Raw genomic sequence first — 14005 nt, 5'->3', positions numbered from 1 at the left:
TAGGATTGACACTTTTCTAAATAGTCAGTATTATAAGAATATGAATGACTATTCATTCAGTCATCTTCTTGAAGGGGACAGTAAAGTGAAGAAAAATAGACCGAAATACAATCAAATTATTGATGCAGCAGTCATTGTGATTGCAGAGAATGGATACCATCAAGCGCAAGTTTCTAAAATTGCAAAGCAAGCTGGGGTAGCTGATGGCACGATTTATTTATATTTTAAAAATAAAGAAGATATATTAATATCCTTATTCCAAGAGAAGATGGGAGAATTTGTTGAAACAATTCGTCAAAAAACAGCAGGAATTGAAAGCGCTGTAGCGAAGTTATTCATGTTGGTAGAAACGCACTTCTTGCTGTTGTCGCAAAATGATCCTCTTGCTATAGTTACGCAATTAGAGCTAAGACAGTCCAATCAAGACTTGCGCCTTAAAATAAATGAAGTATTAAAAGGCTACTTACAAGTTATGGATGAGATTTTAGAAACAGGTATAAAGCAAGGTGAATTCCAGGCGGATTTAAATGTTCGCGTGGCAAGACAAATGATCTTTGGAACAGTGGATGAAGTTGTGACCAATTGGGTAATGAGCGATCATAAGTATGATCTGGTCGCACTTTCGAAAACGGTACATGGGCTACTTAGTGCAGCTTGTGGTTATCGTCAATAATGGGAGGGATCATGTTGAAATTCCTATCTGTAAAAGTTGAAGACCATATTGCGGTGGCGACGTTAAATCATGCGCCAGCTAATGCAATGTCTTCACAAGTTATGCATGACGTTACTGAATTAATCGATCAAGTGGAAAAGGATGATAACATTCGTGTTGTTGTTCTACATGGTGAAGGGCGTTTCTTCTCAGCAGGAGCAGATATTAAAGAATTTACATCTGTTACTGAAGCGAAGCAAGCAACAGAATTAGCACAGCTTGGACAAGTTACGTTTGAGCGTGTTGAAAAATGTTCAAAACCAGTTATTGCGGCAATTCATGGAGCGGCACTTGGCGGCGGCCTTGAGTTTGCTATGTCTTGCCACATGCGCTTTGTAACTGAAAGTGCAAAACTTGGTTTACCTGAATTAACACTTGGATTAATTCCTGGTTTTGCAGGTACACAGCGTTTACCGCGTTATGTTGGTAAAGCGAAAGCTTGTGAAATGATGTTAACAAGTACACCAATTACTGGTGCAGAAGCATTACAATGGGGGCTTGTTAACGGGGTATTTTCTGAAGAATCTATTTTAGAAGATACGCTTAAAATTGCAAAACAGATTGCTGGAAAAAGTCCAGCAACAACTCGTGCTGTGCTAGAGTTATTACAAACGACAAAATCGTCTCATTATTATGAAGGTGTACAGCGTGAATCACAGATTTTTGGTGAAGTGTTTACGAGTGAAGATGGAAGAGAAGGTGTAGCAGCGTTTTTAGAAAAACGTAAGCCTTCATTTAGTGGTAGGTAGTCCAATTATTTTTTTAATATAAATTAACAGAATTTTAAAATTGATAGAATCTTTCTGAAAAATAAGGGGGTAAATGGAATGAACATCTACGTACTCATGAAACGAACATTTGATACAGAAGAAAAAATCGTAATTAAAAACGGTGCAATTTACGATGGCGAAGCGGAATTCATCATCAACCCTTACGACGAATATGCGATTGAAGAAGCAATTCAAGTAAGAGATGCACAAGGTGGAGAGGTTACTGTTGTAACAGTTGGTGGCGAGGATAGTGAGAAAGAACTTCGTACTGCGTTAGCGATGGGCTGCGATAAAGCGGTATTAATCAATATTGAAGATGATGTTGAAAATGGTGATCAGTTCACGACAGCAAAAGTACTTGCTGAGTATTTAAAAGATAAAGATGCAGATTTAATTTTAGGCGGAAACGTTGCGATTGACGGTGCATCTGGACAGGTTGGTCCACGCGTGGCTGAAGCGTTAAACATTCCATACGTAACGACAATTACAAAGCTTGAAATTGACGGTACAAATGTGAAGATTGAGCGTGATGTTGAAGGAGATACAGAAGTAATTGAAACATCATTACCAGTTTTAGTAACAGCGCAACAAGGTTTAAATGAACCGCGTTATCCATCACTTCCAGGTATTATGAAAGCGAAGAAAAAGCCACTAGAAGAAGTAGAATTAGATGATTTAGATTTAGAAGAAGATGATGTGGAAGCAAAAACAAAAACAATTGAAATCTATTTGCCTCCTAAGAAAGATGCAGGAAAAGTGTTACAAGGCGAGCTGCAAGATCAAGTAAAAGAACTTGTATCGTTGCTCCACACAGAAGCGAAAGTAATCTAATAAAATACGAAATTATATATGCAGGAGGGAAAATCTATGGCTCGTAAAGTATTAGTAATGGGTGAAGTTCGTGATGGATCGCTACGTAACGTTTCATTTGAAGCGGTAGCAGCAGCAAAAACAATTGCAGAAGGCGGTGAAGTGGTAGGTCTTCTAGTTGGAGACAGCGTTGCCTCTTTTGCAAATGAATTGATTCATTACGGTGCAGATCGCGTTGTGACAGTTGAAAATGATAAGTTAAAATCATATACGTCTGATGGTTATGCGCAAGCGTTTTTAGCTGTATATGCTGAAGAAAATCCAGAAGGTATTGTATTTGGACATACAGCACTTGGTAAAGATTTATCACCAAAATTAGCAGCGAAGCTTGAAGCTGGTTTAGTTTCTGACGTAACTGCTTTAGAAGTTGAAGGTGGAAATGTTATCTTCACTCGTCCAATTTACTCTGGTAAAGCGTTCGAGAAGAAGATTGTAACAGATGGTATCTTATTTGCGACAGTGCGTCCAAATAACATTACAACGCTTGAAAAAGATGAATCTCGCATCGGTGATGTATCTTCTATTACAGTTGATGTAAAAGATTTACGTACAATCATTCAAGATGTCGTCCGTAAAACTGCAGAAGGTGTAGATCTTTCTGAAGCGAAAGTTATTATCGCAGGTGGACGCGGTGTGAAGAGTGAAGAAGGATTTAAACCATTAAAAGAGTTAGCTGACGTGCTAGGCGGCGCTGTTGGGGCATCTCGTGGTGCTTGTGACGCTGAGTATTGTGATTACTCATTACAAATTGGTCAAACTGGTAAAGTTGTTACGCCAGACCTATACATTGCGTGCGGTATCTCTGGTGCGATTCAGCATTTAGCTGGTATGTCTAACTCGAAAATAATTGTTGCGATTAATAAAGATCCAGAAGCAAGTATCTTCAAAGTAGCTGACTATGGTATTGTTGGTGACCTATTTGAAGTTGTACCTCTTTTAACAGAAGAATTTAAAAAGTTAAAAGTACATTCATGATTTGAGTACCCTTGAGTTCTAAGTGAAGTACCCCTATATATAGAAAAAGGTGAGGGATCCCCTGTCTCTCACCTTTTTAGTATTTAATCCGTATTTTTATATAGTATAAAGGGACATTTTTTTGTTACAATACATAACGATACATAATATTCGCCACGTATATAAGTTAATGTTATACTCTTGGTAGAATATACTTGAAGGAGGAAATAAAATGGCAATTGTAAATGCAAACGACCAAAGCTTCGCAGCTGAAACTGGCGAAGGTGTTGTATTATTAGATTTCTGGGCACCTTGGTGTGGACCTTGTAAAATGATCGCTCCTGTATTAGAAGAAATCGATGCAGAGTTAGGCGAGAAAGTAAAAGTAGTAAAAGTAGACGTTGATGAGAACCAAGAAACTGCTCGTCAATTCGAAGTAATGAGTATTCCAGCTCTTTTCGTATTAAAAGACGGTAAAGTAGTTGATCAAACGTTAGGTTATAAACCGAAAGAAGCGTTAGTAGAATTAGTTTCTAAACACTTCTAAAATAAAGAAGCTACCATTTGGTAGCTTTTTTTATTTTCTTTTTTATAACCTTTCCGTTACAATAAAAGAACGTATGTTGGGTGTTTTGGCATAGTATGTTTTCATGTGAAAATAAAAATGCTAAGCATGTAGAAATGGAGGGTAACGAGTGCACGAACATTTGAAAGAGAAGTTGGCTATTTTACCAGATCAACCTGGTTGTTATTTAATGAAAGATAAGCAAGGAACGGTTATATATGTCGGTAAGGCAAAAGTACTAAAAAATCGTGTGCGCTCGTACTTTACTGGTTCGCATGATGGGAAAACACTTCGGCTTGTAGGAGAAATTGTTGACTTTGAATATATCGTAACCTCCTCAAATTTGGAGGCTCTTATTTTAGAGTTAAATTTAATTAAAAAATATGATCCAAAATATAATATTCAATTAAAAGATGATAAAACATATCCTTTCATTAAAATTACAGCTGAAAAACAGCCGCGCTTACTCATTACGCGAAATGTAAAAAAGGATAAAGGAAAGTATTTTGGTCCTTATCCAAATGCGCAATCAGCTCATGAAACAAAGAAATTATTAGATCGTATGTATCCGCTTCGTAAATGCTCAAATATGCCAGATAAAGTTTGCTTGTATTATCATATGGGCCAATGTTTAGCGCCTTGTGTGAAAGAAGTAACGGAAGAGCAAAATAAAGAAATTGTAGATGAAATTATTAAGTTTTTAAATGGTGGACATAAAGAAGTTCGATCAGAATTAGAAACAAAGATGTATGAGGCTTCAGAGAAACTAGAATTTGAACGGGCGAAAGAGTTGCGCGATCAAATTGCTCATATTGATGCAATTATGGAAAAACAAAAAATGATTATGAGTGACTTAGTGGATCGTGACGTGTTTGGATATGCGGTTGATAAAGGATGGATGTGTGTTCAAGTTTTCTTTGTTAGAAAAGGAAAGTTAATTGAGCGTGATGTTTCTATGTTTCCAATCTATGATGAACCAGAAGAGGGATTTTTAACGTTTATCGGTCAATTTTATGAAAACAGTAGTCACTTTAAACCGAAGGAAATTGTCGTTCCAGGAAGTATAGATTCAGAATTAGTAGAACGCTTTTTAGAAGTTGAAGCGACACAGCCGAAACGTGGTAAGAAAAAAGACCTTGTAGAATTAGCAAATAAAAACGCAAAAATTGCACTAGAAGAGAAATTTTACTTAATTGAACGTGATGAAGAGCGGACGGTTAAAGCCATTGATAATTTAGGGAAGCAGCTTGGTATTGAAACCCCATATCGTATTGAAGCGTTTGATAACTCGAATATTCAAGGGATAAATCCCGTGTCCGCAATGATTGCTTTTATCGATGGGAAACCAGCAAAGAAAGAATATCGGAAATATAAAATTAAAACAGTTCAAGGTCCTGATGATTACGAATCTATGAGGGAAGTTGTAAGACGCCGTTATACGAGGGCGCTTAAAGAGAATTTACCTTTACCAGATTTAATCATTATTGATGGTGGAAAAGGCCATCTGGCCGCTACAAGTGATGTTCTGGAGAATGAACTAGGATTATATATTTCAATGGCAGGGCTTGTAAAAGATGACAAACATAAAACATCACATTTAATTATTGGAGATCCGCCTGAACCTGTGATGCTTGAGAGGAATAGCCAAGAATTTTATTTATTGCAACGCATTCAAGATGAAGTGCATAGATTTGCAATTACATTCCATCGCCAGTTGCATGGGAAATCGGTCATTCAATCAGCGTTGGATGATATTCCAGGAATCGGTGATAAACGGAAAAAGGTATTGTTAAAACATTTTGGCTCATTAAAAAAGATGAAAGAAGCTTCTGTAACAGAATTTGTCGAAGCAGGTATGCCGAAAAATGTCGCAGAGACGATTTATACGTATTTAACAGATAAGAAGACGTTGTAGTTTACAACGTCTTCTGTTTTTTGGTATAATTTCTGAAGATTTAAAATAAATGCATATGAATGAAAATACAAAAAAGTCAACTAAACTTATATGTCTAGTTGACCGTGGGAAAGGTTACACTTCAATGAGATCTTTTATATCCCATTTCACAAGAAATGTAATAGAGTCTGAACGCTTTTTCTTTTCTTCATAGGACTCTGCAACGACGTTTCGTTGCTTTTGAATTTGTTCAGCGATGAATCCAGCTTCTAATTGATAAGAAGAATGTCTGTTTTGTTTTTGACGTTCAGCGATGAGTGTGCCTTTAAGTTGGAACTGCATTTCACGACGCTTATGTTCAATAATGCTTAAAGTGCCCCAGCCAGCTTTTTCAAAGAACTGAATGACTTCTTCAATTGTTTCTAGCGGATATTTTCTTGCAAGGTTTCTACCAGACCAGTATAAAATACCATCTAAATCGTTACCGATTAAATCAGGTAGTAATTCTTCACGTAGCAATTCATAAGCGAAGGCGTTCAATGAAACATCTTCTAAAGATGTTGTATCGATTGTATTTTTACTCACAATATTCCCCTCTTTCTATAGGGATTATTATATAACATTTTTCATTTATAAAAACAGATTTTTCTTTAGGGAAATCTGAATATATAAGAAGGGAAAAAGAATTGGCAAATTATATGCAAATTATGTATACGTTTTCTTGACGCTTCGACAAAAATAGGGGTAAAATGAACTTGTTATCAAATTATGCTGAAATATTTCGAATAATTTTTTCAGTTTTTCTTATGCCAATAGTGAAAAAACATTATTGTTGTAAATTAATCTGAAAACAGCAGTCAAACATTCAAGGGGGTAATGGGGACATGAAAGGCCGCGAGTATACGTTTCGTAAGTGGCACTCATTAATGGGGGTCATCCCGGTTGGTGTCTTTTTGACGCAACATCTAATTGTAAACAACTTTGCAACAAGAGGAGCAGAGGCTTTTAACAAAGCTGCAGGCTTTATGGAGCTCCTTCCATTCCGGTATGCGCTAGAAATTTTCATCATCTTTTTACCTATACTGTACCATGCTATATATGGCTTATATATTGCATTTACAGCTAAGAACAATGCGGTATCTTACGGTTATTTCCGTAACTGGATGTTCGTCTTCCAACGAATTTCAGGTATCGTTACGCTGATCTTCATTTCTTGGCACGTCTGGGAAACTCGTATTCAAGCAATGTTAGGTAAAGAGGTAAACTATGATATGATGGCAGATATTTTAAACAACCCATTTATGTTTGGTTTCTATTTAGTTGGTGTTGTTTCAACGATTTTCCACTTTGCAAATGGACTATGGACATTCTGCATAAGCTGGGGAATTACAGTATCTCCACGTTCACAAAGAATCTCTACTTATGTAACATTAGCTATTTTCTTAGGTCTATCTTATGTAGGTGTGAGTGCATTATTAGCGTTCATCGATCCACAGCTAGCAAACCAGTAAGGAGTGGGAGAGCATGAAAGGGAAACTTATAGTAGTCGGCGGTGGCTTGGCCGGCTTAATGGCAACGATTAAAGCGGCAGAAGCAGGAGTAAATGTTGAACTATTTTCTTTAGTACCAGTAAAACGTTCACATTCTGTATGTGCCCAAGGTGGAATTAACGGTGCCGTAAATACAAAAGGTGAAGGGGATTCTCCATGGATCCACTTTGACGATACAATTTATGGTGGGGACTTCTTAGCGAACCAACCGCCAGTTAAAGCAATGTGTGAAGCAGCACCAGGTATTATTCATTTAATGGACCGCATGGGTGTTATGTTCAACCGTACGGAAGAAGGACTTCTTGATTTCCGTCGCTTTGGTGGAACACAACATCACCGTACAGCATTTGCTGGCGCAACAACTGGTCAACAATTACTATATGCATTAGATGAGCAAGTACGCCGTCATGAAGTAGCAGGACTTGTAACGAAATACGAAGGTTGGGATTTCTTACGAGCTGTTGTTGATGATGAAGGTGTGTGCCGAGGAATCGTCGCACAAGACTTACAGACTATGGAGATTAAAAGTTTCCAAGCTGATGCCGTGATTATGGCAACAGGGGGCCCTGGTATCATCTTTGGAAAATCAACTAACTCTATTATCAATACAGGTACAGCAGCATCTGCTGTATATCAACAAGGTGCATATTATGCGAACGGTGAGTTCATTCAAATCCATCCAACGGCAATTCCTGGAGACGATAAGTTACGTCTTATGAGTGAATCTGCACGTGGTGAAGGTGGGCGTGTTTGGACATATAAAGATGGTAAGCCATGGTACTTCTTAGAAGAAAAATATCCTGCTTACGGAAACCTTGTACCTCGTGATATTGCAACGCGTGAAATCTTTGATGTTTGCGTAGAGCAAAAACTAGGTATTAACGGTGAAAACATGGTATATCTAGATCTTTCTCATAAAGATCCGAAAGAACTAGATATTAAACTTGGTGGAATTATTGAAATCTATGAGAAGTTTACAGGTGATGATCCTCGTAAACTACCAATGAAAATCTTCCCAGCGGTTCACTATTCAATGGGCGGACTATGGGTTGATTACAAGCAGATGACAAGTATTCCAGGTTTATTTGCAGCAGGTGAGTGTGATTATTCTATGCACGGTGGTAACCGTCTAGGTGCGAACTCACTATTATCAGCAATTTACGGTGGTATGGTAGCAGGACCAAACGCAATTGAGTATATGAAAGGTCTTTCTAAATCATCTGATGCTGTTTCATCTACTGTATATGAGCAAAATGAATTAATCGAAACAGAGAAATTTAACAATATTTTAACGCTTGATGGTAATGAAAATGCATATGTTCTTCATAAAGAGCTTGGAGAATGGATGACAGATAACGTTACAGTAGTTCGTGAAAATAAAAAATTACTAGAAACAGATGCGAAAATTGAAGAGTTAATGGCTCGTTACAAACGTATTAACATTAACGATACTGCAAGATGGAGCAACCAAGGTGCTTCGTTTACACGCCAACTTGCAAATATGTTTGAGTTAGCACGTGTTATTACAATTGGGGCATATAACCGTAATGAAAGCCGCGGAGCTCATTACAAACCAGAATTCCCAAATCGTGATGATGCAAACTTCTTAAAAACTACGATGGCGAAATTTGAAGGAGAAGGAAATGCACCAGCATTCCATTACGAAGAAGTGGATGTTTCATTAATTAAACCACGTAAACGTGACTATTCTTCAAAACACGATGTAGCTGCTAAGGGTGAAGAGAAGGGGGATAAGCAACATGTCTGAGAAAACAATCCGCCTCATCATTACGAGACAAGATGGACCAGATGCACAAGAATTTGACCAAGAGTTTGAAATTCCGTATCGTCCAAATATGAATATTATTTCAGCGCTGATGGAAATTCGTCGTAATCCTGTTGATTCAAAAGGGAACCAAACGACTCCGATTGCATGGGATATGAACTGTTTAGAGGAAGTATGTGGTGCTTGTTCGATGGTGATTAACGGAAAACCACGTCAATCATGTACAGCTCTTATTGACCAGTTAGAACAACCAATTCGCTTAAAGCCGATGAAGACATTCCCAGTTGTACGTGACTTGCAAGTTGACCGTAGTCGCATGTTTAATGCTCTAAAACGCGTTAAAGCTTGGATTCCAATTGATGGTACGTATGACTTAGGACCAGGACCAAGAATGCCAGAGAAAAAGCGTCAATGGGCTTATGAGCTTTCAAAATGTATGACATGTGGTGTTTGCTTAGAATCATGTCCAAACGTAAACAGTAAATCTGACTTTATTGGACCAGCACCGTTATCACAAGCTCGTTTATTCAACTCACATCCAACGGGTGAAATGCATAAAGCAGATCGCTTACGTGCAATTATGGGAGATGGAGGACTTGCCAACTGTGGTAACTCTCAAAACTGTGTGCAATCATGTCCGAAAGGTATTCCATTAACAACTTCAATTGCAGCATTAAACCGTGATACAACAATTCAATCGTTCAAAGATTTCTTTGGTAGCGACAATAACTATTAATAAATATTGCCTCTTCATGTTGAAGAGGCAATATTTATAACTTTATTTTTCTGTTTATTCTGTTTATTTTAAAAGTGAAAAGGAGAGGTAGCAATGAAGAGGATTTCTTATATCGAAGACTTTGAGCAATGGGAAAGTGGTTTTTCATTTTACAATCCTGTGAAAGTTCGTTTTGGTGAAGTCGATATGTTTGGACATGTAAATAATGTCGTTGCTTTTACTTATTTTGAAGAAGCTCGTATCGCATTATTTAAAGAGCTCGGATTTATGCAAGAATGGACACATGAATCATCAGAAACGATGATCGTTGTTGCAGATCTACAATGTAATTTTATTAAACAAATTTATTTTGATGAGCAGTTGAAAGTATATGTAAAGGCTGGAGCGGTTGGGAATTCCTCTTTAGATTTACACTATATGGTCAAAAATGCAGAAGGGGAAGTGTGTTTAGTTGGACGCGGTATGATGGTTCAAGCATCGAAAAAAACGGGAAGAGGCGAACCGTGGCCTGAAGAATGGAAGAGAAAATTACTACAGTGATAGAGTGAAAGAAAAATAAGAGAGCAAATTGCTCTCTTATTTTTTGCCTTCCATCGCTTCTTCTAATGTTAAATGATGTTTATATATGTATGTAGCGTATGGATTACCAACGTATCGCAAGTGCCACGGTTCATATGAATACTCTGTAGTCTCTGTTTTATCCTCTAAATAACGGATGACAAATCCGAACTCATGAGCATGTTTCGCGACCCATTTTCCTTCTGCTGTCTCTCCGAAGATTGGTTCTAATTGGAATTTAGCAGATTTTGAGCTAATATCCATTGCTAGACCAGTTTGATGCTCACTTGTTCCAGGAATTGCACTTACCGAATTAGCCTCAGTTTTTCCTTGGCGCTTAATATATGTATTATGTAATGACTGTTGACGTTTGTAAGAACGGTAACCTGAAACTGCTGTAAGTTCTAATCCTTCGTCTTTCGCTGCTTGGAACATTTTCTCAAGCGCATCTGCAGCATCTTTACGAAGTAATGTTTTCTCTTTATCTTTTGGACTAGTAAATGGTACGTTCGGTTTCGTTAAATCTTTTGGAATGTACCCATCTGGTAGTTTTCGATGTTTATTAACTAATACAAGAGCAGAATCTGGATTTGTTACAACTGAAAAATTATTGTCTAGTTTCTTTGCATTATGATTAGCTTTTGGAAAAGCAGGAATCTCTTCTTTTTGATGGTTACTATGTTTTTGACTTTCGACAGCCTTTACCTCGTTTTGTAGTGGTGATTTAGAACCAAAGTAAGCGAAAGATGTGATACCGATTACAATAGTAGCGGCAGAAACAATTATTATCTTTTTCATGATGCCTTGTAATCACAGTCCTTTCTTAATAAAATATGTATCGTTGTTATTATAAGTCTAGTTTATTGAAAAAGAAATATAAGAGTCATAACGTAATAGAAATGCAAAGAAAATGTCAGAAAATGTGTGAAATTGTAGTGTTTTTTCATATAATTCATTTCTTATCTTTCACGAAATTCATTTTTTATGTTATATATATATATATATATAAGAAGATATAACGATTATGAGAGTAAAGGACTTCTTGTATAGACTAGGAGTGAATGGGAATGGATTTTGCAACAATTATTGGAATCATTTTAGGAGTATTGGCGGTAGTAGTAGGAATGGTCGTCAAGGGCGCTGACGTAATGGCCTTACTGAATCCTGCCGCGGCACTAATTATTTTTGTCGGTACATTTGCTGCAGTATGTATTGCATTTCCGATGAATCAACTAAAAAGAGTTCCAAAATTATTTAAAGTTCTTTTTGGTTCAAATAAAAAAGATTTAAGCTATGAACAGTTACTAGAGTTATTTGTTCATTGGACATCCGAGAGTAGAAAATACGGTATTTTGTCTTTAGAACAACAATTAGATAAAATTGAGGATGAGTTTCTTTTACGTGGTATGAAATTTGTGATTGATGGCGTATCCGCAGAAGATTTAGAACAAATTTTAGAAGCTGAATTAGAATCAATTGAAGAAAGGCATGCAAAAGGAGCGGCAATTTTTTCTCAAGCTGGTACATATGCACCGACATTAGGGGTTTTAGGTGCTGTTATTGGTCTTGTAGCTGCACTTGGAAATTTAACTGATATTGAAAAGTTAGGACATGCTATTTCAGGTGCATTTATTGCAACGATTTTCGGTATCTTTTCAGGTTACGTGTTATGGCATCCATTTGCAAATAAATTAAAGCAAAAGTCTGCCGCTGAATTAGAGAAGAAACGTTTAATTATTGATTGTTTATTAATATTACAAGAAGGTACATATCCATTTATTATGAAAAACCGCATTTTAGGTGCGCTTTCTGCAACTGAGCGTAAAAAGCTAGAAAAAGGAGCGGGAAAAAATGCGGAGTAGGAAGAATAGAAGAAATAAAAAGAAAAAGCATGACGAACATATTGATGAAACGTGGTTAATTCCGTATTCTGATATGCTAACGCTGTTGTTTGCATTGTTTATTGTTTTATTTGCAATGAGTAGTATAGATGCTGCGAAATTTAAACAGATGGCAGTTGCTTTTAGCAGTGAACTAGCAGGTGGAACAGGAAATAAAGAGTTTTTAAGTGATCAAAAGCCAAATGATGAAAAAGAATTATCAGCAAGTAGCCTTGAGGCGGAACAAGAAAAAAAACAAAAAGAAGCTAGAGCCGAAGAAAAAAAAGAAATGGATGAGTTAAAATCATTACAAAAAAAGATTGATCAATATATTAATAAGAAGCAATTATCCTCTGCTTTTCAAACTGAATTAACTGAAAAGGGATTAATGGTGACAATACTAGAGAATGTGCTGTTTGATTCGGGGAAAGCAGATGTGAAATTAGAATCTTTAGGGATTGCAAAAGAGATGTCTAACCTACTTGTTTCAGCGTCACCTCGTGAAATTACAGTAGCTGGTCATACTGATAATGTCCCGATTGCCAATGCGCAGTTTGCATCGAATTGGGAATTAAGTACGCAGCGTGCAGTTAATTTTATGCAAGTATTACTCCAAAATAAAGAATTGCAACCAGAAAAATTTAGTACAATTGGTTACGGAGAATATCGTTCAATTGCTCCGAACGATACACAAGAAGGAAAGGCAAAGAATAGACGTGTGGAAGTGTTTATCTTGCCTTTAACAGAGAAGGGAAAATGAAAGAGGATGGCGAAAGCCATCCTCTTTGTTATTTTGCATCAAATGATTTTAAGTTGTCACGACGGATTTTATCTTTTTCTGCATCTGATTTTTTGAAATTATAGTCATATAAAGCGCCTTCCCAATCACCATACATTGGGTTAGGGAAAATGATGAATTTCTCACCAAATTGTGCTTTTGATTCTTCCACTGCTTGATTACGATCGTTTACAGATTTTCCATCAAAACCAGTGAAATCAGATAAGTTATCACCGAAGAATAAAACAATATCATGTGTTTGAGAAACGAGTTCACGGCGTTTTTCTTTTCCTTTTTCTTTCGGGTCTTGTAGTAATATATGTTCTTTCGTTGCTTGAGGAGCACCTACGCGCTCAAGGTTTTTAATAGTTGCATCTAGTTGATTCGTTTTACGATTTGAGATGTAGTAAATATCTACACCTTTAGACTCTGTATATTTTAAGAAATCAATTGCGCCTGGAAGGGCTTCAGCTTCAGCCTTATTAATCCAATCGTCCCATTTGTAAGGATAGCCTTTTCCTGTTTTTACGCTCATAGCTTGATGAGGACTGTTATCTAAAACAGTTTCATCTAAATCAAGTACGATAGCAGGTTTTTTTTCTGTGCCTTTTGCAAGAGCTGCATCAAGCTTTAATTGACCAATATTGTATCCTTGGTAATAAAGTGCTTTCGTTTCACCAGCTGTTTGATACCATAAATCAGCCATCAATTGCTGGTCTGTTAATTTTACTTTTTCTTCTTTCGCCACTGTTTTCTCAGCTGTTCCTGAACATGCTACAAGCGATGTGGAAAGAACGGCTACAGATAATAAAGTGGTAATACCCCTCTTCATCTTCATATGTATCCTCCTTGATGTTAGAAAATCATTTTATATTATATATTAAAATATAATATTTTTATATGAACATTTGCATATTGTCTTTTGTATATGTAGTAGTTTGTCTTATATTAG

Annotated in this window: 15 protein-coding genes; 12 read left to right on the top strand and 3 right to left on the bottom strand. The window is 36.8% G+C overall.

Translation table 11 applies throughout. The features are described 5' to 3' along the window. Positions 1 to 85 precede the first annotated feature (85 nt). The 6 genes from fadR to uvrC all read left to right on the top strand — a co-directional run bounded on the left by fadR (position 86) and on the right by uvrC (position 5786). A complete protein-coding gene (gene fadR, locus ACP6L7_RS19425) occupies positions 86 to 673 on the top strand; it encodes a fatty acid metabolism transcriptional regulator FadR (RefSeq protein ID WP_000742219.1) in 588 nt (195 codons plus the stop codon). An 11-nt stretch (positions 674 to 684) separates the two neighbouring features. Continuing rightward, the gene (locus ACP6L7_RS19420) at positions 685 to 1461 is read left to right on the top strand and encodes an enoyl-CoA hydratase (RefSeq protein WP_097830519.1); all 777 of its coding nucleotides are present in this window, start codon (positions 685 to 687) and stop codon (positions 1459 to 1461) included. Positions 1462 to 1539: 78 nt separating this feature from the next. After that, positions 1540 to 2313 carry an electron transfer flavoprotein subunit beta gene (gene etfB, locus ACP6L7_RS19415; RefSeq protein WP_001029031.1) on the top strand — a complete coding sequence of 258 codons (774 nt, stop codon included), beginning with the start codon at positions 1540 to 1542 and terminating at the stop codon, positions 2311 to 2313. Between the two features lie 36 nt (positions 2314 to 2349). Next, positions 2350 to 3327, top strand: a complete 978-nt coding sequence (gene etfA / locus ACP6L7_RS19410) for an electron transfer flavoprotein subunit alpha (protein WP_097830520.1) — start codon at positions 2350 to 2352, stop codon at positions 3325 to 3327. A gap of 211 nt (positions 3328 to 3538) precedes the next feature. After that, the gene (gene trxA, locus ACP6L7_RS19405; RefSeq protein WP_097830521.1) at positions 3539 to 3853 is read left to right on the top strand and encodes a thioredoxin; all 315 of its coding nucleotides are present in this window, start codon (positions 3539 to 3541) and stop codon (positions 3851 to 3853) included. Between the two features lie 148 nt (positions 3854 to 4001). Beyond that, entirely contained in the window at positions 4002 to 5786 is a 1785-nt protein-coding gene (uvrC, locus tag ACP6L7_RS19400) for an excinuclease ABC subunit C (protein ID WP_097830522.1), read from the top strand. Between the two features lie 114 nt (positions 5787 to 5900). Here the strand turns inward: uvrC and ACP6L7_RS19395 are convergent, their stop codons facing one another. After that, positions 5901 to 6350 (bottom strand): YslB family protein, encoded by a 450-nt coding sequence (locus ACP6L7_RS19395; protein WP_000042225.1) that lies wholly within the window; start codon positions 6348 to 6350, stop codon positions 5901 to 5903. A gap of 299 nt (positions 6351 to 6649) precedes the next feature. On the opposite strand from ACP6L7_RS19395, the gene sdhC reads away from it, so the two are divergent. From sdhC to ACP6L7_RS19375, 4 genes are all read left to right on the top strand, one after another. Next, on the top strand, positions 6650 to 7276 hold the full coding sequence (sdhC, locus tag ACP6L7_RS19390; RefSeq protein WP_000678357.1) for a succinate dehydrogenase cytochrome B558: 627 nt from the start codon (positions 6650 to 6652) through the stop codon (positions 7274 to 7276). Between the two features lie 13 nt (positions 7277 to 7289). Beyond that, the gene (sdhA, locus tag ACP6L7_RS19385) at positions 7290 to 9083 is read left to right on the top strand and encodes a succinate dehydrogenase flavoprotein subunit (protein WP_000676749.1); all 1794 of its coding nucleotides are present in this window, start codon (positions 7290 to 7292) and stop codon (positions 9081 to 9083) included. Further along, the gene (gene sdhB, locus ACP6L7_RS19380; protein WP_001291830.1) at positions 9076 to 9837 is read left to right on the top strand and encodes a succinate dehydrogenase iron-sulfur subunit; all 762 of its coding nucleotides are present in this window, start codon (positions 9076 to 9078) and stop codon (positions 9835 to 9837) included. The genes sdhA and sdhB overlap by 8 nt, the downstream gene beginning before the upstream one ends. A 93-nt stretch (positions 9838 to 9930) precedes the next feature. After that, a complete protein-coding gene (locus ACP6L7_RS19375) occupies positions 9931 to 10377 on the top strand; it encodes an acyl-CoA thioesterase (protein ID WP_097830523.1) in 447 nt (148 codons plus the stop codon). Between the two features lie 36 nt (positions 10378 to 10413). Here ACP6L7_RS19375 and ACP6L7_RS19370 read toward each other — a convergent pair whose 3' ends face one another. Continuing rightward, the gene (locus ACP6L7_RS19370; protein WP_097830524.1) at positions 10414 to 11193 is read right to left on the bottom strand and encodes a M15 family metallopeptidase; all 780 of its coding nucleotides are present in this window, start codon (positions 11191 to 11193) and stop codon (positions 10414 to 10416) included. A 269-nt stretch (positions 11194 to 11462) separates the two neighbouring features. Here ACP6L7_RS19370 and motA point away from each other — a divergent pair, with 269 nt between their 5' ends. Both motA and motB read left to right on the top strand, forming a co-directional pair. Next, positions 11463 to 12257: a flagellar motor stator protein MotA gene (gene motA, locus ACP6L7_RS19365; RefSeq protein WP_097830526.1), complete on the top strand. Its 795-nt coding sequence runs from the start codon at positions 11463 to 11465 to the stop codon at positions 12255 to 12257. After that, the gene (gene motB / locus ACP6L7_RS19360) at positions 12247 to 13035 is read left to right on the top strand and encodes a flagellar motor protein MotB (RefSeq protein WP_097830527.1); all 789 of its coding nucleotides are present in this window, start codon (positions 12247 to 12249) and stop codon (positions 13033 to 13035) included. The genes motA and motB overlap by 11 nt, the downstream gene beginning before the upstream one ends. A 28-nt stretch (positions 13036 to 13063) precedes the next feature. Here motB and ACP6L7_RS19355 read toward each other — a convergent pair whose 3' ends face one another. After that, a complete protein-coding gene (locus ACP6L7_RS19355; RefSeq protein WP_097830528.1) occupies positions 13064 to 13891 on the bottom strand; it encodes a 5'-nucleotidase, lipoprotein e(P4) family in 828 nt (275 codons plus the stop codon). Between the last annotated feature and the right edge of the window lie 114 nt (positions 13892 to 14005).

This window comes from Bacillus silvicola (assembly GCF_050524305.1).
GTDB classification, from domain to species: domain Bacteria; phylum Bacillota; class Bacilli; order Bacillales; family Bacillaceae_G; genus Bacillus_A; species Bacillus_A cereus_AT.
Note: the sequence above shows the minus strand (reverse complement) of the source record. Positions and strands in the feature narration are given on the sequence as shown.

Excerpts from the sequence above, each read along its gene's own strand:
- ACP6L7_RS19420 (WP_097830519.1), top strand. The coding sequence starts at position 685 with ATGTTGAAATTCCTATCTGTAAAAGTTGAAGACCATATTGCGGTGGCG.
- etfB (WP_001029031.1), top strand. The coding sequence starts at position 1,540 with ATGAACATCTACGTACTCATGAAACGAACATTTGATACAGAAGAAAAA.
- etfA (WP_097830520.1), top strand. The coding sequence starts at position 2,350 with ATGGCTCGTAAAGTATTAGTAATGGGTGAAGTTCGTGATGGATCGCTA.
- trxA (WP_097830521.1), top strand. The coding sequence starts at position 3,539 with ATGGCAATTGTAAATGCAAACGACCAAAGCTTCGCAGCTGAAACTGGC.
- sdhC (WP_000678357.1), top strand. The coding sequence starts at position 6,650 with ATGAAAGGCCGCGAGTATACGTTTCGTAAGTGGCACTCATTAATGGGG.
- sdhA (WP_000676749.1), top strand. The coding sequence starts at position 7,290 with ATGAAAGGGAAACTTATAGTAGTCGGCGGTGGCTTGGCCGGCTTAATG.
- sdhB (WP_001291830.1), top strand. The coding sequence starts at position 9,076 with ATGTCTGAGAAAACAATCCGCCTCATCATTACGAGACAAGATGGACCA.
- ACP6L7_RS19375 (WP_097830523.1), top strand. The coding sequence starts at position 9,931 with ATGAAGAGGATTTCTTATATCGAAGACTTTGAGCAATGGGAAAGTGGT.
- ACP6L7_RS19370 (WP_097830524.1), bottom strand. The coding sequence starts at position 11,193 with ATGAAAAAGATAATAATTGTTTCTGCCGCTACTATTGTAATCGGTATC.
- motA (WP_097830526.1), top strand. The coding sequence starts at position 11,463 with ATGGATTTTGCAACAATTATTGGAATCATTTTAGGAGTATTGGCGGTA.
- motB (WP_097830527.1), top strand. The coding sequence starts at position 12,247 with ATGCGGAGTAGGAAGAATAGAAGAAATAAAAAGAAAAAGCATGACGAA.
- ACP6L7_RS19355 (WP_097830528.1), bottom strand. The coding sequence starts at position 13,891 with ATGAAGATGAAGAGGGGTATTACCACTTTATTATCTGTAGCCGTTCTT.